We start from the raw sequence: 23290 nt of genomic DNA on the forward strand, positions 1-23290 counted from the left end.
GGGCTGAGTTTCAGAAACCTGTAAACCCGGGTTACAGTTACCTCATGGCACAGAAACCTGTCGCTAATGCGCTGACCTTGGAGCTTGAGCCCGTTGTCGAGGCCGAGCTGCGTCGCCACCTGGATACCGAGGATCTCTGGTACGCGCACGATTACGTGCCGTTCGACCAGGGCGAGAACTTCGCCTTCCTCGGTGGCCAGGACTGGGATCCCTCGCAGGTGACGTTGCCCAAGACCGTCACCGACGCCCTGGAGATCCTGCTGATCACCAAGGACAACCTCTCGGGATATCACCGCGAGCTCGTCGAGCACTTCATTCTCGAGGACAAGTGGGGCCGGTTCCTGGGCCGCTGGACGGCCGAGGAGCACCTGCACGCCGTCGCGCTGCGCAACTACCTCGTCGTCACCCGTGAGATCGACCCGACGGCAAACGAGGACGTCCGCGTCGAGCACGTGATGAAGGGTTACCGCGCCGACAGCTACAGCCAGATCGAGACGCTGGTGTTCATGGCGTTCTTCGAGCGCGCGCACGCGGTGTTCACCCGCAACCTGCGGGCGCAGGTCACCGAGCCGGTGCTGGGCGCGATGGTCGACCGCATCGTCCGCGACGAGGAGCGCCACGAGCTGTTCTTCGCCAACCTCGTGTCGCACCTGCTGGGCACCCACCGCGACGAGACTGTCGCGGCCGTTGCCGCCCGCGCCCGTGAGCTCGATGTGATCGGCGCTGACATCGACGCCTACCAGGACAAGGTCGCCCTGGTGGCCCAGTCCGGCATCTTCGACAAGGCAGCTCTGGCGAAGGTCATCTCCGACCGGATCACCGCCTGGGGGCTGGCCGATGAACCCCAACTCCAGGAGTTCATCAACACGTAACGCGCCGGGCGTCATACACGCGGCGCGCCAGCCAGCAACCCCGCCGCGGCGGGAGTAGCGTCAAATCCGATGGCTAGCGACATGCTCTGCTGTCCGGACGGTACCGATCGGTTAGATCACGAGAGGACCGGCTCCGGTCCTGGTGCCGCAGTGTCCACCGAGCAACTCGTGTGGGGCCGCGCGGGTTCTAGGAGCGCCACGTGACTGATTCGCCTGTCCGTACCTATGTGCTCGACACGTCCGTGTTGCTGTCCGATCCATGGGCATGCAACCGGTTCGCCGAGCACGAAGTGGTGGTCCCGCTGGTCGTGATCAGCGAGCTGGAGGCCAAACGGCATCACCACGAGCTGGGCTGGTTCGCCCGGCAGGCGCTGCGGATGTTCGACGATCTGCGGCTTGAGCACGGGAGGCTGGATCAGCCGATTCCCGTTGGGGCAGAAGGCGGTTCGCTGCAGGTCGAGTTGAATCACATCGACCCGTCAGTCCTGCCCGCGGGCTTCCGCACCGACACCAACGACACCCGGATACTGGCCTGCGCAGCCAACCTCGCTGCAGAGGGTAAGCGAGTTACGTTGGTGAGCAAGGACATCCCGCTGCGGGTCAAAGCCGGCGCGGTTGGCCTGGCTGCCGACGAGTATCACGCACAGGATGTCGTGGTGTCCGGCTGGACCGGCATGGCCGAGTTGGACGTGGCGGCCGAGGAAATCGACACCTTGTTCGCCGACGGCGAGATCGATGTCGCAGAAGCTCGGGATCTGCCCTGCCACACCGGAATTCGGTTGCTCGGTGGCAGCTCTTCGGCGCTCGGCCGGGTCAACGCCGAGAAGCGGGTGCAGTTGGTGCGTGGTGATCGCGAAGTGTTCGGCCTCCGGGGAAGGTCAGCCGAACAGCGCGTAGCCCTCGATCTGCTGCTCGACGAATCCGTCGGGATCGTCTCGCTCGGCGGCAAGGCCGGCACCGGCAAATCCGCACTCGCTCTGTGTGCGGGTCTGGAAGCGGTACTCGAACGCCGGACCCAGCGCAAGGTCGTGGTGTTCCGTCCGCTGTATGCCGTCGGTGGACAGGACCTCGGCTACCTGCCGGGCAGTGAGAGCGAGAAGATGGGCCCCTGGGCTCAAGCTGTCTTCGACACTCTTGAGGGGCTGGCGAGCCCGGCGGTGCTGGAAGAGGTGCTTTCCCGCGGAATGCTGGAAGTGCTTCCGCTGACCCACATTCGGGGCCGTTCGCTGCACGACTCGTTCGTGATCGTCGACGAGGCGCAGTCGTTGGAGCGCAACGTGCTGCTGACCGTGCTCTCGCGGCTGGGAGCGGGCTCGCGAGTGGTGCTCACTCATGATGTGGCCCAACGGGACAACCTGCGGGTGGGCCGCCACGACGGCGTCGCGGCGGTGATCGAGAAGCTCAAGGGCCACCCCTTGTTCGCCCACATCACGTTGCAGCGCAGCGAACGCTCGCCGATCGCCGCGCTGGTCACCGAAATGCTGGAGGAGTTCAGTCCCGGCGCCCTGCCCTGAGTGATTTGTGTGCGTTTACCGGCGCTCACCGCCGGTAAACGCACACAAATCGCAGGCCGGTAGGCTGCCGGGGTGGCGAGGCTACCCAATAGTCAGGCGTGGCGGTGGACCGTAGTCGGCGTGACCGCCGCCATCGTGGTCCTGGTGGTCGGGGTGCTCACCGGGCACATACGCCGGGACGACCCCGATCACGTGGACTGCGCGACGGAGAAGTGCATCGCACTGACCTTCGACGACGGCCCCGGCCCGTACACCGACCGGCTCCTGCAGATCCTCAAGGACAACGACGCCAAGGCCACATTCTTCGAGATTGGCAACAAGGTCGCCGCCAATCCCGAGGGTGCCAGGCGGGTGGTCGAGGCCGGGATGGAGCTGGGCAGCCACACCTGGGAACACCCCAACATGACGACCATCCCGCCCGAGGAGATCCCGGCGCAGTTCAGCAAGGCCAGCGACGCCATCGAGAAGGCCACGGGACACCGGCCGAAGCTCGTGCGCACAGCGGGCGGCTTGATCAACGACCAGGTGCTCGCCGAGGCCCGTAAGCAGGGGTTGGCCGACATCAACTGGGACGTCATCCCGTTCGACTGGGCCAACGACGCCAACATCGCCGCGACCCGCTACATGCTGATGACGCAGATCAGGCCCAACAATGTCGTACTTTTTCATGACACCTACTCGTCCACCGTCGACCTGGTGCAGCAGTTCATCCCGGTACTCAAGGCGAACGGTTATCACCTGGTGACCGTCAGCCACATGCTCGGTGAGCGTGAGCCGGGGACCAGTTACGGCAGCCGGGACAACGGCCCGCCCGTGCCGCCGGCAGAGGCGCTCAAGGACATCCCGCCGGAGGAGATCCCCGCGCTGCCCGCGACACCGTCGCCTGCGCCGATGCCGAACTTCCCGATCACCGACATCCCCGGGGCGAATTCGGGTGGCCCCAACAACGGTGCCTGACAACTGAGACACACATCGCGTCGGGTTGAGGACCAAAGACCCTAACCGGCGGGCCCGGGCACGACGAGGCTTGCAGCATGCCTCACACGATGTTCGATACAGCGACCCTCACCCGTGTGGTGCAGTTGGCATCGCGGGCACCTTCCCTGCACAACACCCAACCGTGGCGGCTGGTGGCCCAAGGTGATTGCCTGCATCTTCATCTCGATCCCAACCGGGTGGTGACCGCGACCGACCGGTCCTCGCGTGAAGCGATCATCAGCTGCGGTGTGCTGCTGGACCATCTGCGGGTCGCCATGGCCGCGGCCGGTTGGGAGACTGCCGTCGATCGTTTTCCCAACCCGAACGACCTCGACCATCTGGCGACGCTTCAGTTCTCGCCGATGGACTTCGTCACCGATGCCCACCGCAGGCGGGCCGATGCGATCCTGGCCCGGCGCACCGATCGCCTGCCGATGGCCGCGTACGTGGACTGGGATTCCTTCGAAACGTTGTTGCGGGCGCGGATGTCCGACAGCCCGGTACATCTGGACGTGGTGGCCGAGGACATGCGTGGCATCGTGGCCGAGGCGGCGGAGCTGACCGAGTCACTGCGTCTCTACGATTCCGCCTACCACGCCGAACTGGCTTGGTGGACAACGCCGTTCGCGACCGAAGATGGCATCCCGCAGAGCTCCCTGGTCTCGGCCGCCGAAAGTGAGCGGGTGGCAGTGGCGCGCACTTTCCCGGTCACCGCACACAGCGATCGGAGGCCCACCGTCCGCGATGATTCAGCCACGCTGGTCGTACTGTCCACTGACGGGTACAGCCGCGTAGACGCCCTCGACGCGGGCGAGGCCCTCTCGGCGCTGCTGCTGGAGTGCACGCTCTCGGGTCTGAGCACCTGCCCGGTGAGCCACGTGACCGAGTTGCACGCCAGCCGCGACATCATCGCCGGCCTGATCGACCGCGACGCCTGCCCGCAACTGCTGGTACGGATCGGCATCGCCCCGACGCTCACCGACGCACCGCCGCCCACGGCGCGCCGCCCCGTCGACACCATCCTGACCTTCGAATAGGAGATGACCATGACCGACACCATGATCGCCCCCGCCGCCACAGCTACCGCCGCTGGTGCGGCCGTCGTGGTCGAAGCCGACGGCCGCGCCGCCAGCAACGACGCGCTGCACACCGCGATCGAGGAGGCCGCGGGACGTGGCGCACCGCTGCGGGTGCTGACGACCTGGGGAGCCCGGCATCGCGCGATGTACGACGCGACCGCTGTCGCCGAGCGTGACCGGTTGTCGGCGGCGCAGCTGGAGCGCCGGCTCGCCCGTGCGCTGAAACGCTTTCCGGACCTCGATGTGCAGAGCATCGACGGCTACGGCAGCGCTGCGGAATACCTGACGGCACACCCGGAGGCGGCCCAGATGCTCGTGCTCGGTGCCGACCAGTCCGATTCGCCCGAGTTGGGGACCGCGTTGGCCTCCTCGGGTTGCACGGTGGTCACTTGCGGCCGGCGTCCCCGGTTGTGAGACTCGGGGAATGATCAGGGTCTTTCTGGTCGATGACCATGAGGTGGTTCGCCGTGGGCTGATCGACCTGCTCAGCGCCGACCCGGAGCTGGACGTGATCGGCGAGGCCGATTCGGTGGCCCAGGCGCTGGCCCGGGTGCCGGCCCTGAAGCCGGACGTCGCGGTGCTCGACGTCCGGTTGCCCGACGGCAACGGCATCGAACTGTGCCGGGAACTGCTGTCGCGCATGCCCGATCTGCGTTGCCTGATGCTGACGTCTTTCACCTCTGACGAGGCGATGCTGGACGCGATCCTCGCCGGCGCCAGCGGCTATGTGGTCAAGGACATCAAGGGGATGGAGCTGGCCCAGGCGATCAAGGACGTGGGGGCCGGGAAGTCGTTACTGGACAACCGCGCCGCCACCGCACTGATGGCGAAACTGCGCGGCGATGCCGAGCGGTCCGACCCGCTGGCCGGGCTGACCCAGCAGGAGCGGGTGCTGCTCGACCTGCTGGCGGAGGGGCTGACCAACCGGCAGATCGCGGCCCGGATGTTCCTCGCCGAGAAGACCGTCAAGAACTACGTGTCGCGGTTGCTGGCCAAGCTGGGCATGGAACGCCGCACCCAGGCCGCGGTCTTCGCTTCCACCATCGAGCGTCGCGATCGTCAGCGATGATGCCGGCGTGGCTGAGGTGACCGGACACGGCGCAGGGTCCGACGACGAGTCGCCCAACACGTCGTTGCGGAACACTCTGTCGCAGTTGCGGTTACGCGAACTGCTCACCGAGGTCCAGGACCGTGTCGAGCAGATCATCACCGGCCGCGACCGGATCGACGGCCTCGTCGAAGCCATGCTCGCGGTGACCTCGGGCCTGGACCTCGAGGTCACACTGAGCACCATCGTGCGAACCGCGATCGAGCTGGTCGACGCCCGCTATGGCGCGCTGGGTGTCCGTGGCGACGACCATGAGCTGACGGAGTTCGTCTATCAAGGCATCGACGACGAAACCCGAGCCCTGATCGGGCATCTGCCTGAGGGGCGCGGTGTGCTGGGCGTGCTGATCGACGATCCCGAACCGATCCGGCTCGAGGACATTCACCAGCACCCCGCGTCGGTCGGGTTCCCGCCGAACCATCCGCCGATGCGGACCTTTCTCGGTGTCCCGGTGCGCATCCGCGACGAGGTGTTCGGCAATCTCTACCTCACCGAGAAGACGAACGGACAGCCGTTCACCGAGGACGACGAGGTGCTCGTCGGGGCCCTGGCGGCAGCTGCGGGAGTGGCGGTGGAGAACGCCAGGCTCTACCAGCTGTCGCGTGACCGGCAAGCCTGGATCGCGGCCACCCGCGACATCGGCACCGAGTTGCTCGGCGGCACCGATCCGGCCACGGTGTTCCGGATGGTGGCCGACGAGGCGCTCAAGCTGACCGGTGCCGAACGCATCGTGGTCGCCGTGCCCGGCAGCGATGTCGCTGCGGGGGACGTCGACACTCTCGTCGTGGCCGCGACCGCGGGCAGCGCGACCACGATCGACTCGATTCCGTTGGACCAGGCGGCCGACGACGCAGTAGGCGCGGCGTTCCGCGACGGCACACCGCACCGGCTGGACCGCCTCGAGCTGGACGGCTCGGGTGGCCCAGCTCTGGTGCTGCCGCTGCGCACCATCGACACCGTGGCCGGTGTGCTGGTGGCGGTGCGCGCCGACGGAGCCCAGTGCTTCACCGCCGAACAGCTCGACATGGCTGCCGCGTTCGCCGACCAGGCCGCGGTGGCGTGGCAGTTGGCCAGCTCGCAGCGCAGCGTGCGGGAGCTGGAGATCCTGGCCGATCGCGACCGGATCGCCAGGGATCTGCACGACCACGTGATCCAGCGGCTCTTCGCCGTGGGCCTTTCGCTACAGGGCACCATCCCGCGGACGCAGTCGCCTGAGGTGCAGCGACGGCTCACCGACACCGTCGACGATCTGCAAGCGGTGATCCAGGAAATCCGGTCCGCGATCTTCGACCTGCACGGTGCCCAGGCCGGTACGACGCGCCTGCGGCAGCGGCTCGATGAGGTGATCGCCCAGTTCGCCGACGCGCCGGTACACATCGGGACGCGGTTCGTCGGTCCGCTCTCGGTGGTCGAGGCGACCCTGGCCGATCACGCCGAGGCGGTGCTGCGCGAGGCGATCAGCAATGCGGTCCGCCATTCGGGGGCAAGTGAACTCACTGTCGTCGTGGAGGTGGCCGACGACCTGTCGATCGAGGTGTCCGACAACGGCTGCGGGATCGCCGCCGAGGTCACCGAGAGCGGGCTGGGGAATCTGCGGGCCCGCGCGTTGAGTGCGGGCGGCACGTTCATCGTGACCGACCGGCCCGGTGGCGGGACCGTGTTGCGTTGGGCCGCACCGCTTCCGGAGTAGCGTTTGTCTGGCGAGCAGACAGAAAACTGCCCATCTTCCGAAGAAAATGGGCAGTTTTCTGTCTGCTCGCGCAGAGAAGGTGAGGGGTTACTCGCCGTCCTTGACCTTCGCCATGGCGAGCACGTCGAGGCGCTTGTCCAGCTCGGCCTCGGACAGTTTGTCGCCGATCAGGCCGCGGTCGATCACGGTCTGGCGGATGGTCTTCTTCTCCTTGAGCGCCTGCTTGGCGACCTTGGCGGCCTCCTCATAGCCGATCGCCGAGTTCAGCGGCGTCACGATCGACGGCGACGACTCGGCCAGCGTGCGCAGGTGATCCTCGTTGGCCACCAGGCCGTCGATGCACTTCTCGGCGAACAACCGGGACACATTGCTCAGCAGGGTGAACGACTCCAGCACGTTGCGGGCCATCATCGGGATGTAGACGTTGAGCTCGAACGCACCCGACAGACCGCCGACGGTGACGGCGGCATCGTTGCCGATGACCTGTGCGGCGACCTGGGTAACCGCCTCGGGCAGAACCGGATTGACCTTGCCCGGCATGATCGAGCTGCCCGGCTGCAGGTCCGGCAACTGGATCTCACCGAGGCCGGTCAGCGGGCCTGAACCCATCCAGCGCACGTCGTTGGCGATCTTGGTCAGCGATGCGGCGATGGTCTTCAGCGCACCCGATGCCTCGACCAGCCCGTCGCGGGCCGCCTGAGCCTCGAACGAGTCTGCGGCGGTGCGCAATTCGGCCAGACCGGTCTGGTTGACCAGCACCTCGACCACCTTGGCGCCGAAGCCGTCGGGAGCGTTGAGTCCGGTGCCCACCGCGGTACCACCGATGGCCAGCTCGCCGAGGCGGGGCAGCGTGGCCTTGACTCGTTCGATACCGGCCTCGATCTGACGGGCGTAGCCGCCGAACTCCTGGCCCAGCGTCACCGGCACCGCGTCCATCAGGTGGGTGCGGCCGGACTTGACCACGGTCTTCCACTGTTTGGCCTTGGCGGCCAGTGACTCGTGCAGCACCTCGAGCGCCGGAATCAGGTGGCGCACAGCGGCTTCGGTGGCCGCAATGTGGGTGGCCGTCGGGAACGTGTCGTTGGAGCTCTGCGACATGTTCACGTCGTCATTCGGATGCACGGTCACGCCGTTGCGTGCGGCGATCGAGGCGATCACCTCGTTGGTGTTCATGTTCGAGCTGGTGCCCGAGCCGGTCTGGAACACGTCGATCGGGAACTGGTCGTCGTGCAGTCCGTCGGCGATCTCGCCGGCCGCGGCGATGATGGCGTCGGCCTTCTCGCCGGCCAGCAGACCCAGGTCCTTGTTGACCTGCGCGCAGGCGGCCTTCAGCAGGCCCAGCGCCCGGATCTGGGTGCGCTCCAGCCCGCGGAAGGAGATCGGGAAGTTCTCCACGGCGCGCTGGGTCTGCGCCCGCCACAGGGCGTTGACCGGCACCCGGACCTCGCCCATGGTGTCGTGCTCGATGCGGTACTCGACAGCTCCGTCGGTATCGGTGCTCATGTTGCCCTTTCTGGCGAATTACGGGAGCGGGTAGGCGGCGGTCTTGTCGCCGGTGAAATCGATGGCGGAATACTCGTTGAGCTTCGTCAGCCGGTGGTAGGCCTCGATCATGCGGACGGTGCCGGACTTGGACCGCATCACGATGGACTGGGTAGTACACCCGCCGGGGTAGTACTGCACGCCCTTGAGCAGGTCGCCGTCGGTGACGCCGGTGGCGCAGAAGAAGACGTTCTCACCCGAGACCAGGTCGTCGGTCGACAGCACCTGGTCCAGGTCATAGCCGGCGTCGACGGCCTTCTGACGTTCGGCGTCGTCGGTCGGGGCCAGCTGGGCCTGGATCGCGCCGCCCATGCAGCGGATCGCGGCTGCGGCGATGATGCCCTCGGGGGTGCCGCCGATGCCGGCCAGGATGTCGGTGCCGGAGTTGGGGCGGCAGGCCGAGATGGCGCCGGCGACGTCGCCGTCGGTGATCAGCCGGATACGGGCACCTGCGGCGCGGGCATCCTCGATCAACTGGGCATGGCGGGGCCGGTCCAGGATGCACACGGTCAGATCGCTCACCGAGGCTCCACGCACCTTGGCCACCCGCCGGATGTTCTCGCCGATCGGGGCAGTGATGTCGATCGCGTCGGCACAGTCCGGCCCAACGGCGATCTTGTTCATGTAGAACACCGCCGACGGGTCGAACATCGCGCCCCGCTCGGCAACCGCCAGAACCGAGATGGCGTTCGGCATGCCCTTGCTCATCAGCGTGGTGCCGTCCACCGGGTCGACGGCGAAATCGCACTCCGGCCCGTCGCCGTTGCCGACCTCTTCACCGTTGAAGAGCATCGGTGCTTCGTCTTTCTCGCCCTCACCGATCACCACGACTCCGCGCATCGACACCGAGTTGACCAGCTCCCGCATGGCGTCGACAGCGGCCCCGTCGCCGCCTTCCTTGTCACCGCGGCCGACCCAGCGGCCTGCTGCCATGGCGCCGGCCTCGGTCACTCGGACGAGTTCGAGGGCAAGGTTGCGATCCGGGGCTTCTCCCCGCGTGGGACTCATGGCCCAGATTGTCCCAGAACGTGGTCAGGGTTTGGGAGCTGGGATACTGGCGAGCATGTCCTCCGAGCCGACCTCCCAGCCGACCCCGGTCCCGAAACCGGCGAAGTCGCGGTTACTGCAGGACGGCCGGGACATGTTCTGGTCGATGGCCCCGCTGGTCGTGGCCTGCATCGTACTGGCCGGGATGCTGGGCATGTGCTCGTTTCAGGCCGGTGGACCCGGGCGTGGCCCGGCCCCGGAATTCGATGCGCCGGCCGCGCTGCAGGCCGACGCCGACGCGCTGAAGATCCCCATCCGGATGCCCCAGCTGCCCGAGGGCTGGCAGCCGAACTCCGGCAGTCGCCACGGCATCGACGGCGGTGCGACGCTGCCCAACGGCCAGCACGGCCGTGCGGTGGCCTCACGCATCGGCTACCTGGCCCCGGACGGCAAGTACCTGAGCCTGACCCAGAGCAATGCCGACGAAGCCGCGCTGGTGGCCTCGATCAAACCGGATGCATACGCGTCGGGTACCCAGGACGTCGACGGGGTGACCTGGGTGGTCTACGAGAGCAGCGACCCGGAACCGGTGTGGACGACGAAGCTGAGCGGACCGGCACAGGTCGCCATTACGGGCGCCGCTGGTACCGATGAGTACCGTACGCTGGCGAGTGCGACGCAGAAGCAGTCGCCGCTGCCGCTCAAGAGGCCGTGACGCACTAACGGATGGAGCCCGTGTTGTCGTCGCCAGTTGCAGATCTCACCGGATGGACCGCCACCCCGTTCACCGCCGCCGATCAGACGTACGACGTGTACCGCAAGGGCGAAGGCCCCGGTGTCGTCCTGATTCCCGAGATTCCCGGCCTGCATCCCGGCGTACTCGCGCTTGGCAATCACCTGGTGGACAACGGCTTCACGGTGGCCGCACCATCACTGTTCGGCACCCCAGGCGCGGCCGCGGTACGCCCAGGCGCCATCGGAGTCATGGTGAAGGCTTGTGTGACACGGGAGTTTTCAGCATTCGCCACCAACGCCGACCGGCCCGTCGCGCACTACCTGCGGGCACTGGCCCGCGATCTCAACGCCAACACCCCAGGTAAGGGTGTCGGCGTCATCGGACAGTGCTTCACGGGCGGTTTCGCGCTTGCCGCCGCGGTGGACGACAGCGTGCTGGCGCCCGTGCTGAGCCAGCCGTCGGTGCCGGTGGCCTTGACCGCGGCGCAGAAACGTGACCCGGGCATGTCGGAGGCCGAGCTCAAGGTCATCGAACAGCGCGTCGCCAATGACGGCCTGTGCGCGCTGGCGCTGCGGTTCAGCCAGGACAAGCTGGCTCCGGGGGAGCGGTTCGCCACTCTCAAGGCCCGCCTCGGTGACGCATTCGAGGTCATCGAGATCAACTCGAAGAAGGGCAACCCCGACGGTCTGTCGGCGGCGGCGCACTCGGTGCTGACCGACCAGGTACGCGAGGTCGACGGGCATCCGGCCTATGAGGCGCGTAAGCGCGTGGTCGCGTTTCTCACTGCGCGTCTGAGCGCGAATTAGGCGGAGGTGCGGCTGACGGTTCAGCGTCGGTTTCCGTCTTGGCTTCGGGCACGTCTCGGGGTGCATCGTCCTTGCCTCCGAGCCGTTTCTGGATCCACTCCCACACCCGTCGCCATGGCCGCCGGCCCGGTTCGTCGGGCTCGTCGGTCTCGAGCTCGACGCCCTTGTAGACGGCCAGGTACACGCTGACGGTGGTGACGATGATGATCATCAGGACCGGCCCGATCACCAGACCGAAGAAGCCGAACATCGAGATGCCGGCGAACACGGCCAGCAGCATCAGTGCGGGGTCGAGCCGGGCGGCCTTGGGCACCAGCCACGGACGCAGCAGGTTGTCGATGTTGGTGACCACCAAAAGGTGGAACACCACCACGAAGATTCCGCCGATAATGTTGCCGAAGAACATCATTCCGATACCGAACGGAATGGTCACGATGCCGCCGCCGAGCGGGATGACCGACAGCGCGGTCAGCAGGATCGCGAAGACGAAGAACCCGTTGTGGAAACCGGCGATGTAGATCGAGATGGCCCCCGCCACGCCCTGGCAGAACGCGATCACGAACTGGCCCTTGACCGTTCCCTTCACCATGGCGCCGGTCTTGGCCAGGTACAGGTCGGTGATCTCCTCGCCGAGCGGGTTCAGCCGGCGGATCAGCGTGGCCATCTCAGCGTTGTTCACCAGCATCGAGATGAACACGTAAAGAAAGATGATCGACGACGTGATGGCGCCGACCATGCCGCCGACCGCGCCCTGCAGGATGCCGAGCAGCCATTCGCCGAGATGCTGAGACAGCTTGACCACGGTGTCGCGCAACGAATCCGCGGTGAGGTGGATGTCCAGGAAAGGCACCCGTCCCAGCAGGGAGTTGACGAGTTGCAGGGCCCGGTCGCCGAGCGTGCTGATGTCGGTGTCGGCGATCCAGGAGCTGACCGTGTTGACCAGCTGGGTGACCTGGACGATGGCCATGAACACGATGAGGGACACCGGGATGATCACCATGAGGATGGCAACCAAGAGCGTCAGTGTGGCAGACAGGCCGGTGCCGAAGCGGCGCTGAAAACGTTGGTAGAGGGGCGTGAACAGGTAGGCGCCGACGGCGGCCATCACGATCAGGACGAAGAAGCTGCGCAGGAAATACACCCCGAGCAACAGGGCGAGCACGGTGAAGACCGCCAGCGCCCGCTTCTGGGTGAGGGTGAACTCGTCTTTCATCTCCGACCCTTCCCGCCGTTGGGCTGACCTTATCGTCACGCCGGCGTGACGGTCGGCATTGAGCGTCAGTCCAGCGTGACGCTGGAGCCCAGCGCCGAGCGGCCGGCGGCCTGGCCGGCCCGCTGTGAGGCGACGAAGCGCATCGAGAGCCGCTGCATCAGGCCCGGCGCCAGGCGGGCGATCAGCCAGGAGGCATGGGCGCGACGGGGTTTGACCACGATGGCCTTGTTGCGCGCGATGGCGCGCAGGGTGTCGGCGGCCAACCGGTCGGCGTCGTAGGCGGTCTTGACCCCTTGGCCCTGAAGGAAGTAGTCGCGCCCCACGAAACCGCCGACCGCACCCTTGTCCAGGATCGGGGTCTCGACCGCGGCCGGGCACACCGCCAGCACGCCCACACCATGGGCGGCCGCTTCCGAGCGCAGGGCCAGCGAGAGCCCGACGACGGCATGCTTGGTCATCACATAGCTGGTGAGCTGGCCCGCGGCGGCCAGGCCCGCCATCGAGGCGGTGTTGATGATGTGGCCGTGGCCCTGCCGGATCATCTGCGGATACGCCGCAGCGACACCGTGGACGACACCGCGCACGTTGACGTCGATGATCGCGTTCCACTGGTCCAGCGTCAGCAGTTCGGTGTCCCCACCCCAGACGATGCCTGCGTTGTTGAACATCAGGTCGAGGCGACCCGTCCGCTCGACGACGTCGTCGACTGCCGCCTGTACAGCGGCCGCATCGGTGACGTCCAGACGTGCTGACCGTGCGCCGAGCGGGGCCGCAGTGCGGGCTGCGGCGTCCTCGTCGATATCGGTGCAGAGCACCTCGGCGCCGGCGGCCGACAGCGCGCGGCACAGTGCCGCGCCGATACCGGATCCGGCGCCGGTGACGATCGCCTGCTTGCCGGAGACGCGCGGCTTCATGCGCGATCCGCCTCCGGCTTCTCGCTGGTGTTCAAGCCTGGGCCAGCTTCATGACATGGCCGAGGATGTCCGGGTAGCGCTTGAGGTGCGCGCCGCCGTTGAGATCGAGTACCTCGCCGGTCAGCCATGACGCCTGCGGTGAACACAGGAACACCACGGCGGCAGCGATATCCTCGGGCGTTCCCCCGCGGCCCAGTGCGGTGTTCTCGATGTAGTCCTCGACCACACCGGGGATCATCGCTGCGGGATCGGTCAGCGGAGTCTTCACAAATCCCGGCGCGATCGCATTGACCCGGATGCCACGCGGCCCCATTTCCAGCGCGGCCACCTGCGTCAGCATCGACAACCCGGCCTTGGCCGCACAGTATGCGCTCATACCGGCGGCGGGCTGACGCCCGTTCAGCGACGAAATCGATACCAGGACACCGCCTTCGGGCAGGACCCGGCCGGCGTGCTTGGCGACGATGAACCCGCCGTTGAGACAGACGTCGACGACGGAGCGGAAGTCCTCGACCGCCAGGTCGGTGATCAGGCCGACGTTACTGAACCCCGCGCAGTTGAGCACGACATCAACAGAGCCGGCGCTGGCAACTTCCTCGAAGAGCTTCTGTACCGCGTCCTCGTCAGTGACGTCGACGTAGCAGCTGGTGTGCGGTGCACCGAGCTGGGCGGCCCGGGCGGCGGCGCCGTCGGCGTCACGGTCGGCCACCACGATGCGGCAGCCGTCGGCCGCCAGGGCCTGGGCGCTGGCCCATCCGATCCCCGAGGCCCCGCCGATCACGATTGCGACGCGTTGAGTGCTCATTCCTTATTTCCGTCCGGTCGATGGTCGCCCCACTTCTTGTCGATCGCGTTCCACGGATCGGCCAACTGCCCGGGGTAGTCCTTGTAGGCCGACTTCGACCGTAGGAACGCGCGGATCAGAGGCGCGGCCAGCCCGATCGGGAAGCGCTTCAGCCCGGCGTTCGCCCTGGTGTCGGCCAGCAGTTGGGGCCAACTGTGATGCTGGAACCCGAGTGCTTCCTGTGCCCGGGTGGTGTCCATCCAGTCGGTGGCGAACCAGGCGGCGTCATCGTCGGGGTTGCCGGGCCGGCCGATGGGCAGGCCTCCCTTGATGCCCATCGCCGCGGCCGCCTGCGAACCGACTGCGGACTGGATGTGCCGGTGCGTTTCGGCATCGCCGCCGATCAGCAGCACCTCGTGGTTGGCGGTGTCGGTCGGGACCGTGGTGGCCGCGACGAAGGCGGCCGCGACATCGCGGACATCGACGGTCTGCAGCCGGCCGTCGGTGGGTAGGACACTCTCGAACGAGATGAGGTCGACGTCCATGTCGAGGCTGAACTGCGAGCTCATCACCCCGCCGAGGCGCAGGATCAACCAGTCCAGCTTCGAGGCCCGGACCAGGGCTTCAGCCTCGACCTTGTGCGCGCCGTAGATGTCGGATGCGTTGGTCGGGGTATCGGGGGTGAGCACGTCGTCGATGTGGTGCGGATTGCGGGCGCCGTACACCGCGATGCTTGAGGCCTGGACGAACCGGGGTGGCGTGGGCTGGGCTTCGGCGGCCCGCAGCAGCGACCCCGTGGCCTCGACGTTCACCTTGCGGGCCAGCCCGCGGCGCATGTAGCAGAACGGCGGGATGATCGCGGCGAGGTGGATGATCGCGGCCGGGGCGACGGCTGCCACCAGTGCGTCGACGGCGGCGGAATCGGTCAGATCGGCCCAGCGCACCTGTACGGAAGCCGGCAGCGTGGCAGCCGCCTTACGGTTCGCCGGAACGTCGAGATCGGTCGCGACCACCGTGCGTCCGCCGGCGGCCAGTGCTTTCACCACCGCCGAGCCCACCAAACCGAACGCGCCGGTAACCAAAACAGCGTCGGACATAGGCCTCCTCGCTAGAACGTGTTGCAACCCTAGCGAACGGGGGTGTGGTGTGTGTCACCGCGATCCGGACAGGGTTCGAGTCCTCGCCGAGGGCCGTTCGCCCGGGGTTGCTCAGCAACGGCGGCACGGCCCTCGTACTGGTGCAGCGCCGGAGAGGGCGAATGTTGCTGCGGTTGCCTCAAAAGCATTGGTCAATGGCACGGTTGGCGGATAAGTGTGACCGGAATCATGCTGTACGTCGAGTGTGACGCATTTGCCGGAACGGTCGTCGTTACCGGATTTGGAAATTTGCCCGAGACCTATGCAAGGTGTGGCTGTAGGTATCGGCGAAAGTGAGCCAATCGCAGGCGTTTGTGATGTACTCGGTTGCACGCGTCAGTAATTGGGGAGGTGTGGGATGTCCGAAGATGTCGTGACGGGGGTTAACGACAGCGACTCCGGCGAAATTGCCGAAGAGGTTGCTGTGGGTTCCTCGGTGGTCGTGTATCCGGGAACTGACGACGAATTGCACGGCACGGTCGTCGAGGATTTCGCCGACTTGGCCGGGACCGCTGTCGAGGTCGCTGGTGAGCGAATCGTCGAGCCGGCGCGCCGGTGGGCAGTCAACCTCGACGACGGCGGCCTGGTGTTCGTCGACGACGACAGCATTGCGCTCGACACGCAAGCTGCCTGAGTTCCGGGTAGTTCACCGCACGCTCAGCGGAAGCTGACGTAACCGGCGCACCAACAGGCTGGGTTGCCATTCGGCATCGCCTGCCGGGCAGATGGTGCCGCCGGCCGACAAGAGTGACAAGATCACGATCCGTGCTTCGAGCCGGGCCAGTGCGGCCCCGAGGCAGAAGTGCCCGCCCTTGCCGAACGCCAAGTGATTCTTGATGTTCGGTCGGTCCAGCCGGAACTCGTCTGGGTCCGCGAACACTGCCTCATCCCGGTTTGCCGCCCCCCACAGCAGCAGTAGGTGGCTGTCGGCGGGCAGTGAGACGCCTGCGAGTTCGGCATCGGCCAGTACATGCCGATAGTGGCCCCGGAACGGGGACTCGAACCGCAACACCTCCTCCAGGAATGGCGTGATCATTGCGGGATCCTGGCGCAGCATTTCGGCGAGCTCAGGGCGCCGGCTCAGAATCCAGGCGGCGCTGCCGATCAACGAGGCAGTCGATTCGCCTCCCGCGCCCACCAGCTGGATCAGCATGAACACTGCCGAGTCACGGGACACGCGCTCTGCCGCGCAGTAGGTCGCCAGGTCGCCCAGCAGATTCTCGCCCGGGTTTGCCGAAGCTTCGACGAACCGTTCGGTCAGGTAGCCGCCGAGTTCGACCGCCGCGATGCCCGACGCGGTCAGCTGGTCGGCATCGACCAGCCCGTCCAAGAGTTGGGTGCTGGCATAGGCCCACGTCACCAGCCGATCCACGTCCTCGGCCGGCACGCCCAGCAGCCGCGCGACCACCAACATGGGGAGCCGGTCGGCCAGGGCCGACATCCACTCGAACTCCCCGCCGGCCTCGGCGAGCAGGTCTGCGGCCGTGGCGGTGATGAAGGGCTCGAGTTCGGAGATGCGCTTGGCTGCCATTCGGGGCAGCACCAGTTTGCGATGGGCAGCGTGGGTGGGATCGTCGGCGGTGGCCAGCACGTGGATGGGGCCGCCGGGCTCGCCCATGCCGAACGCCGAGACGGTGCCGTCGGGCTGGGACCACATGGTCGCGGTGAGGTTCGACGAGAAATCGTGCGTGCGGGCGGTGGCCTCGACGACCGCGTCGAATGACGTCACCACGAAGAACGCCGAGTCGCCCACGCGTGCCACCGGTGCGTGTGCCCGCAACCGGTCGTAGAGCGGATACGGATCCTGCAGGCAGGCGGGCTCGAACAGTTCGTGTGCCAGGAGCATTTGGCCAGGTTGGCTGGCGATTCTCGGCGAGTCAACGAAGCTGGCAGATGTTGATACTCGCCTCTGGGGCTCGCGCTCCGAGGGTGTCTCAGTGCGGGCCGGTGACCTGCTAGGCGGCTGAGAATTATTCGCCGTTTTGTCTCATGATGCGATAAGTTCGCAACTATGTCTCCCGGGCGCGAAGACTGGTTGGTCGGGGGAGACCGACGTGTCGAGGCTGCTGAGCGCATCTACGCCGCGGCGGCCGAGATGGCCGCCCACGACGGGTTCGACGCACTGGACATCGATCTGCTGGCAGCACGGGTGCACTGCTCGCGTGCGACGGTCTATCGGCATGCGGGTGGCAAGGCGCAGATTCGCGATGCGGTGCTGGCCCGGTTGGCCGCTTCGATCGTTGGCGAGGTGCGTCGAGCGGTCGGGGGACTGACCGGAGCGCAACGGATGTTGACCGCAATTACTGTTGCACTGCAACGTATTCGGGCTGACCCGATGTTCAATCTGCTGCTCGGCTCACTCCGCAGTGGAGGTGGGATGGCGGATCTGGCGCAGTCGCCGGTTCCTGCCGCATTCGCCTCCGAACTCACCGGACTGGGCGAGGATGATCCAGCGGCTGCAGCCTGGGTCGTGCGACTGGTGCTCTCGCTGTTGGTCTGGCCGGGTGTCGACGAGGCTGCCGAGCAGGAGATGCTGACGCGGTTCGTCGCCCCGGCGTTCGATGAGGCCCAGACCTAATCGCCGCGGCGGACACATCGAAAGCCGATGTGACTCATACCGGTATCCACCATCTGCGGCCGCCGTGCGGCCGGGCGGTACCGCATGCAGTAGCTGTCGGCACACAGGAACGAGCCGCCCTTGATGACTCTGCGCCCGATCTGGAACTGCGGCTGGTTCGGGTCATAGGTGTCTGCAGCGCAGCACGGTGTGGTGGCTCTGTCCTCGCCGTACCAGTCGGTGGTCCACTCCCATGCGTTGCCCGCCATGTCGAACAAGCCGTAGCCGTTGGGCTCGAAGCTGCCGACAGGTTTGGTTGTGCCGTAGCCGGTTTCGGGCAGATAGGGGAATTCGCCATGCCAGTAGTTGGCCAACTGCTGTCCGGGCTGCTCAGGTTCGTCGCCCCAGGTGTACGCGGCACCCGCCAGCCCGCCCCGCGCCGCGGTCTCCCACTCCGCTTCGGTGGGCAGTTCCAGCCCCGCCCACTCCGCGTAGGCGGCGGCATCGTCGAAGGCGATGTGCACCACGGGATGCTGCTCACGACCTTTCAGTGACGAGCGGGGTCCGCGTGGGTGGTTCCAACACGCACCCGGCGTCCATGCCCACCACTGGTTGATGTGCCGTAGATCCACCGGGCCGGCGGTGCGGCGGAACGCCATCGAGCCGGGCACCAGGTTCTCCGGCGGGGCCCCCGGGAAGTCATCAGGGTTCACCGGACGCTCGGCGATCGTGAGATAGCCCGTGGCATCGACGAATTCGGTGTACTCGGCGTTTGTCACCTGGTGACGCTGGATCCAGAATCCCGCCGTGGCAACTTCACGCGCCGGCGCCTCCTCCGGGTAGTGCGCGTCAGAGCCGAGGATCGCCGTCTGCGCCGGAATCCACACCATATCCGCTGCGGTCATACGTCGACTCTGCGGTGAGGGTGAGCATTTCCCGCACGCTTGCGCCGTGGGCGCAGAGACGATGACGTCAGTGCACACTCAGTCAAAGATCGTCGCCCATTCATCACGCATGCTCGCCACCGTCCAGCCTCGGTCGGTGGCGAGTCCCAGTACCTTCTCCGCCCCTGCGGTGTAATCGAATTCGCGATCCGCGTCATCGTGGCGCACCAGCATGCTCAACGACGGACCGGGTCCGGCGCAGGTGTACTCGAGCATCTGGATATCGCCGTTCGAGTTGCCCGCGGCGAAGATCGGCCGCCGGCCGATCCTGCCCCAGATGCGCACGGCCTTGACCGGTCCGTCGTTCAGGAACTCCGGTGTGGCGGTCGTCTTGAGTTGCCCGTCGACGAAATCCAATCCCACCGAACTGCCGATCACCCGCTCCGGCGGAACACCGTACATCGATGTCGTCACCGGACGCATGAAATCACGCCCGCCGCCGGACACGATGTAGTTGGTGAACCCGTTGGCCTCCAGGTAACGCAGCAGTTCCACCATCGGCTGATAGCCGCACGCGGTGTACGGCCGCTTCAGCGTGGGGTGCTGCGCTGCGGCGAAGAACGCCGCGATCCGGTCGGCGTGGTCCTCCACAGTCAGGCCCGCGTACGCCGAAAGTATGCCTCCGGCAAGGATCTTGAGGGCCGAATCATCACCGTTGTAGTGCTTGGTGACGGCATCTCCGAACCAGGCCAGATCCCCGGCAGCCGCAGCCGTGTACGGCTGCTTGGCCGCCAGTGCCGGGTCGGCGGCCGCCTGTTCAGCCAGCCGTCGGACCAGGAAATCCAACTGGATGTAGGCCGGCTTCTCACACCACAACGTGCCGTCGTTGTCGAACACGGCGACGCGCTCTTCTGGAGCAACCCGCTCGGTGACGCGGCCCACGAAGTCGACGATGGCCGACTTCGTGGGGCCGTCGGCCCAGGAACGCAATTCCGTCACGTTCTAGCCGCCTCCGGTCGCGAGAAACTTGTTGAGCTCCTCCACGGCGTGATTGATGGTGAACGAGGCCGGCTCCTGACGTGGTGGAAATTCCTTGAACGTCTCCAGGAACTGGGTCACGATCGCGGAGCCGTAGAACATGAGGAACAGACGGTCAATCATCCAGTCCCAGTACGTGTTCGATGTCACGTCCGCACGCTCGAACGGGTCGGTGCGCAGGTTGAACAGCTTCGGCGCACGCAACTTGGTGAACGGTTCGAACCATACCTGCAGCGTGCCCTGACAACGCTGCTCCATGAACACGATCTTCCAATTGTCCGCTCGGATGCCCAGCACGTCGCCATCGTCAGAGAAATAGATCATTCCGCGCCGCGGGCTCTTGTCCACCTCGCCGGTCAGGTACGGCAGCAGGTTGTACCCGTCGATATGAACCTTGTACTCGGTCTTTCCGTCGGCCCCGGCCGTATGGCCCTTCTTCAGCTTCTCGACGATGTCGGCATCACCCGCCGCGGCCAGGAAGGTGGGCAGCCAGTCATGGTGCTGCACAATCTCATTGGAGATCGTTCCCGGCTTGATCTTCCCTGGCCAACGAACCATCTCCGGAATGCGGAAGGCGCCCTCCCAGTTGGTGGCCTTCTCACTGCGGAACGGGGTGGTCGCACCGTCCGGCCAGGAGTTCGCGTGCGGGCCGTTGTCCGTCGAGTAGATGACGATGGTGTCCTCGGCGATACCCAGTTCGTCGACCAGATCGAGAAGGGTGCCGACGTTGCGGTCGTGATCGATCATGGTGTCGTGGTACGGCGACTGCCAGCGGCCGGCCTGTCCGCGGCTCTCCGGCTTGGTGTGGGTCCGGAAGTGCATGTGGGTCAGGTTCATCCACACGAAGAACGGTGTGTCCGCCTCATGCTGACGTTTGATGAAATCTGCACACGCCGAGGTTGTTTCGTCGTCGACGGTCTCCATCCGCTTCTTGGTCAGCGGTCCGGTGTCCTCGATGCGCTGTTTGCCGACAGGGCCGTACCGCGGGTCGACCTCGCCGGAGTCCTCTTCGGTGGCCCAGGAGTGAATGACGCCTCGGGGCAGCAATGCGGCCCGCATCTTCGGGGCTTCCTCGGCGGTGGGGTAGTCCTCGTGCTCGGGTTCCTCCTCGGCGTTGAGGTGGTACAGGTTGCCGAAGAACTCGTCGAATCCGTGCGCGGTGGGTAGGAACTTGTTCAGATCGCCGAGGTGGTTCTTGCCGAATTGCCCGGTGGCATAGCCCAGAGGCTTGAGCAGTTCGGCGATCGTCGGGTCCTCCTTCTGAAGTCCCACGTCCACGCCGGGCATGCCTACCTTGCTCATGCCGGTGCGATACACGCTCTGACCGGTGATGAACGACGCCCGGCCCGCGGTGCAGCTCTGTTCGCCATAGGAATCGGTGAACAGCATGCCTTCGTTGGCGATGCGGTCGATGTTCGGCGTCTGGTAGCCCATCATGCCGCGGCTGTAGCAACTGAGGTTCCAGATTCCGATGTCATCGCCCCAGATGACGAGGATGTTGGGTTGGTTGTTCGGCATGTGTCAGGCCTCGCTCTCGTATCGGATTGTTTGTGGCGCCTGCTGCCAGTTCTCCCGACCTGGCCCCGACGTTATGCGTCCATGGCAGAGCCGAGGACGGACTTGAGCGCCCTCTCAGGGAATATTCAAGTCTGAAAAGCCCCGTCAGTCCTTGGCGAGAAATTCGTGCAGCTTCTCGACGGCTTGATCCACGCTGAAGCTCGCCGGAGCGTGCCGGGGCCTGAATTCTTCAAATGTTTCAAGGAACTTCGTGGCCATCGCGGTGGCGTAGAACACGAAGAAGTCGTGCCGCAGGAGCCACTCGTAGTACGTGTTGGACGTGATGTCGGCGTACTCGTACGGATCGGTACGCAGGTTGAACAGCTTCGGTACCCGCAGCGGAGTGAACGGTTCGGCCCAGATTCGCAGCGTGCCCTGGCAGCGCTGCTCGGCGAACACGATCTTCCAGTTCTCGAATCGCATGGCGACCAGATCTCCGTCGTCGGAGAAGTAGAAGAAGCCGCGCCGCGGGCTGGTCTCCTCCTCACCGGTCAGGTAGGGCAGCAGGTTGAACCCGTCGATATGGACCTTGTACTCGGTGTTTCCATCGGCACCGGCCTTGTGGCCCTTCTTGAGCTTTTCCGCGATATCGGGATCACCCGCGGCGGCCAACAAAGTGGGCAGCCAGTCGTGGTGCTGGATGATCTCGTTCGAGACCGTGCCCGCCTTGATCTTTCCGGGCCAGCGGACCAGCTCCGGAACGCGGAAGGCGCCTTCCCAGTTGGTGTCCTTCTCACTGCGGAACGGCGTGGTGCCGGCGTCAGGCCAGGTGTTGCGGTGCGGGCCGTTGTCGGTGGAGTAGATGACGATGGTGTCGTCGGCGATGCCGAGTTCGTCGAGGGCGTCGAGGACGGTGCCGACGTTGCGGTCGTGATCGATCATCGTGTCGTGGTATGGCGACTGCCACAGCCCGGCCTGCCCACGGCTTTCCGGCTTGGTGTGGGTGTACAGGTGCATGTGGGTGAAGTTGCACCAGACGAAGAACGGGTTGTCCGCCGCATGCTGGCGTTTGATGTAGTCGACCGTCGCGTTGGCGATGTCCTCGTCGATGGTCTCCATCCGCTTGGTGTTCAGCGGGCCGGTGTCCTCGATGGTCTGCTTTCCGACCGGCCCGTATTTGGGGTCATCGGCTTCGGTTGATACCTCGTCGGTGGCCTTGCACTTCAGCACACCTCTTGGCTTGGCCAACTTGTAGAGCCTGGGATACCGGTCTTCGTGCGGGTAGTCGTAGCTTTCGGGTTCCTCCTCGGCGTTCAGGTGGTAGAGATTCCCGAAGAATTCGTCGAAGCCGTGCACGGTCGGCAGGTACTTGTTCAGGTCGCCGAAGTGGTTTTTGCCGAACTGTCCGGTGGCGTAGCCCAACGGCTTGAGTAACTCTGCGATCGTCGGATCCTCGGCGGCCCAACCGATGTCGGCTCCGGGTATCCCGACTTTGCTCATTCCGGTGCGGTACACGCTCTGTCCACTGATGAATGCGGCCCGGCCCGCGGTGCAGCTTTGCTCGCCGTAGGAATCGGTGAATCGCATGCCCTCATTGGCGAGGCGGTCGATGTTCGGGGTGCGGTAGCCCATCAATCCGTCGCTGTAGCAACTGAGATTGCTGATTCCGATGTCGTCGCCCCAGATCACCAGGATGTTCGGCTTGCCGTTGGGCATGGTGCGGTCCTCCTGTTCATCCCCGACTTTTCGGTCTCTGACCGACGGTATGTGGTTTTGTGGGCCGCCGGTGGACTTCACCACGCTTCTCAGCGGATATTTACCGAGGCGTTCACTTTCGTCGGACGTATTGCCTTGTTGTCCAAGCAAATATCGTCCGGCAACGCCGACACGAACATCTGTTGACCGGCAGATGGCCTCGAATCCTGGTGCAGGCTGGATATTCTGTCGGGATCGTG

22 protein-coding genes are annotated in these 23290 nt (G+C 65.8%); 11 read left to right on the top strand and 11 right to left on the bottom strand.

The genetic code is table 11. The annotated features are described in order from the left end of the window. Nucleotides 1-44 precede the first annotated feature (44 nt). From ACZYZF_RS16330 to ACZYZF_RS16360, 7 genes are all read left to right on the top strand, one after another. Complete coding sequence (locus tag ACZYZF_RS16330) at nt 45-872, top strand: acyl-ACP desaturase (protein WP_463746282.1); 828 nt, start codon at nt 45-47, stop codon at nt 870-872. Between the two features lie 200 nt (nt 873-1072). After that, a complete protein-coding gene (locus ACZYZF_RS16335; RefSeq protein ID WP_463746283.1) occupies nt 1073-2386 on the top strand; it encodes a PhoH family protein in 1314 nt (437 codons plus the stop codon). A gap of 72 nt (nt 2387-2458) precedes the next feature. Further along, complete coding sequence (locus ACZYZF_RS16340) at nt 2459-3343, top strand: polysaccharide deacetylase family protein (protein ID WP_463836281.1); 885 nt, start codon at nt 2459-2461, stop codon at nt 3341-3343. 77 nt (nt 3344-3420) lie between these two features. Beyond that, on the top strand, nt 3421-4401 hold the full coding sequence (locus ACZYZF_RS16345) for an Acg family FMN-binding oxidoreductase (RefSeq protein ID WP_463836282.1): 981 nt from the start codon (nt 3421-3423) through the stop codon (nt 4399-4401). Nucleotides 4402-4410: 9 nt separating this feature from the next. Further along, complete coding sequence (locus ACZYZF_RS16350) at nt 4411-4857, top strand: universal stress protein (RefSeq protein ID WP_463836283.1); 447 nt, start codon at nt 4411-4413, stop codon at nt 4855-4857. Between the two features lie 10 nt (nt 4858-4867). Next, entirely contained in the window at nt 4868-5512 is a 645-nt protein-coding gene (gene dosR / locus ACZYZF_RS16355) for a hypoxia response regulator transcription factor DosR/DevR (protein ID WP_463746287.1), read from the top strand. A 7-nt stretch (nt 5513-5519) separates the two neighbouring features. Beyond that, a complete protein-coding gene (locus tag ACZYZF_RS16360; protein ID WP_463836284.1) occupies nt 5520-7241 on the top strand; it encodes a sensor histidine kinase in 1722 nt (573 codons plus the stop codon). Nucleotides 7242-7328: 87 nt separating this feature from the next. On the opposite strand, the gene ACZYZF_RS16365 is transcribed toward ACZYZF_RS16360, so the two are convergent. Both ACZYZF_RS16365 and glpX read right to left on the bottom strand, forming a co-directional pair. Further along, nucleotides 7329-8744, bottom strand: coding sequence for a class II fumarate hydratase (locus ACZYZF_RS16365; protein WP_463836285.1), 1416 nt, complete (start codon nt 8742-8744; stop codon nt 7329-7331). 18 nt (nt 8745-8762) lie between these two features. Next, on the bottom strand, nt 8763-9791 hold the full coding sequence (gene glpX / locus ACZYZF_RS16370; RefSeq protein WP_463746290.1) for a class II fructose-bisphosphatase: 1029 nt from the start codon (nt 9789-9791) through the stop codon (nt 8763-8765). 55 nt (nt 9792-9846) lie between these two features. Between glpX and ACZYZF_RS16375 the strand changes: the two genes are divergently transcribed. Both ACZYZF_RS16375 and ACZYZF_RS16380 read left to right on the top strand, forming a co-directional pair. Further along, on the top strand, nt 9847-10485 hold the full coding sequence (locus ACZYZF_RS16375; protein ID WP_463746291.1) for a DUF4245 domain-containing protein: 639 nt from the start codon (nt 9847-9849) through the stop codon (nt 10483-10485). Nucleotides 10486-10508: 23 nt separating this feature from the next. Then, complete coding sequence (locus tag ACZYZF_RS16380; RefSeq protein ID WP_463746292.1) at nt 10509-11312, top strand: dienelactone hydrolase family protein; 804 nt, start codon at nt 10509-10511, stop codon at nt 11310-11312. Here the strand turns inward: ACZYZF_RS16380 and ACZYZF_RS16385 are convergent. From ACZYZF_RS16385 to ACZYZF_RS16400, 4 genes are all read right to left on the bottom strand, one after another. After that, nucleotides 11287-12525: an AI-2E family transporter gene (locus ACZYZF_RS16385; RefSeq protein WP_463836286.1), complete on the bottom strand. Its 1239-nt coding sequence runs from the start codon at nt 12523-12525 to the stop codon at nt 11287-11289. The genes ACZYZF_RS16380 and ACZYZF_RS16385 overlap by 26 nt on opposite strands. A 65-nt stretch (nt 12526-12590) precedes the next feature. Then, nucleotides 12591-13439: an SDR family NAD(P)-dependent oxidoreductase gene (locus tag ACZYZF_RS16390; RefSeq protein WP_463836287.1), complete on the bottom strand. Its 849-nt coding sequence runs from the start codon at nt 13437-13439 to the stop codon at nt 12591-12593. A 31-nt stretch (nt 13440-13470) separates the two neighbouring features. Continuing rightward, nucleotides 13471-14244, bottom strand: coding sequence for an SDR family NAD(P)-dependent oxidoreductase (locus ACZYZF_RS16395; RefSeq protein WP_463746295.1), 774 nt, complete (start codon nt 14242-14244; stop codon nt 13471-13473). Next, entirely contained in the window at nt 14241-15320 is a 1080-nt protein-coding gene (locus ACZYZF_RS16400; protein WP_463836288.1) for an NAD-dependent epimerase/dehydratase family protein, read from the bottom strand. The genes ACZYZF_RS16395 and ACZYZF_RS16400 overlap by 4 nt, the downstream gene beginning before the upstream one ends. A gap of 397 nt (nt 15321-15717) precedes the next feature. Here ACZYZF_RS16400 and ACZYZF_RS16405 point away from each other — a divergent pair, with 397 nt between their 5' ends. After that, nucleotides 15718-15993, top strand: a complete 276-nt coding sequence (locus ACZYZF_RS16405) for a hypothetical protein (protein WP_463746297.1) — start codon at nt 15718-15720, stop codon at nt 15991-15993. 12 nt (nt 15994-16005) lie between these two features. On the opposite strand, the gene ACZYZF_RS16410 is transcribed toward ACZYZF_RS16405, so the two are convergent. Then, nucleotides 16006-17205, bottom strand: coding sequence for a cytochrome P450 (locus ACZYZF_RS16410; protein WP_463836289.1), 1200 nt, complete (start codon nt 17203-17205; stop codon nt 16006-16008). 165 nt (nt 17206-17370) lie between these two features. On the opposite strand from ACZYZF_RS16410, the gene ACZYZF_RS16415 reads away from it, so the two are divergent. Continuing rightward, nucleotides 17371-17937 (top strand): TetR/AcrR family transcriptional regulator, encoded by a 567-nt coding sequence (locus ACZYZF_RS16415; protein ID WP_463836290.1) that lies wholly within the window; start codon nt 17371-17373, stop codon nt 17935-17937. On the opposite strand, the gene ACZYZF_RS16420 is transcribed toward ACZYZF_RS16415, so the two are convergent. The 4 genes from ACZYZF_RS16420 to ACZYZF_RS16435 all read right to left on the bottom strand — a co-directional run bounded on the left by ACZYZF_RS16420 (nt 17934) and on the right by ACZYZF_RS16435 (nt 23051). Next, on the bottom strand, nt 17934-18821 hold the full coding sequence (locus ACZYZF_RS16420; RefSeq protein ID WP_463836291.1) for a formylglycine-generating enzyme family protein: 888 nt from the start codon (nt 18819-18821) through the stop codon (nt 17934-17936). The genes ACZYZF_RS16415 and ACZYZF_RS16420 overlap by 4 nt on opposite strands. Before the next feature lie 78 nt (nt 18822-18899). Then, nucleotides 18900-19799 carry an HAD family hydrolase gene (locus tag ACZYZF_RS16425; RefSeq protein WP_463836292.1) on the bottom strand — a complete coding sequence of 300 codons (900 nt, stop codon included), beginning with the start codon at nt 19797-19799 and terminating at the stop codon, nt 18900-18902. A 3-nt stretch (nt 19800-19802) separates the two neighbouring features. Beyond that, entirely contained in the window at nt 19803-21356 is a 1554-nt protein-coding gene (locus ACZYZF_RS16430; protein ID WP_463746302.1) for an arylsulfatase, read from the bottom strand. 144 nt (nt 21357-21500) lie between these two features. Next, entirely contained in the window at nt 21501-23051 is a 1551-nt protein-coding gene (locus ACZYZF_RS16435) for an arylsulfatase (RefSeq protein ID WP_463836293.1), read from the bottom strand. Nucleotides 23052-23290 lie beyond the last annotated feature (239 nt).

Source organism: Mycobacterium sp. IDUB_24 (genome assembly GCF_055419385.1).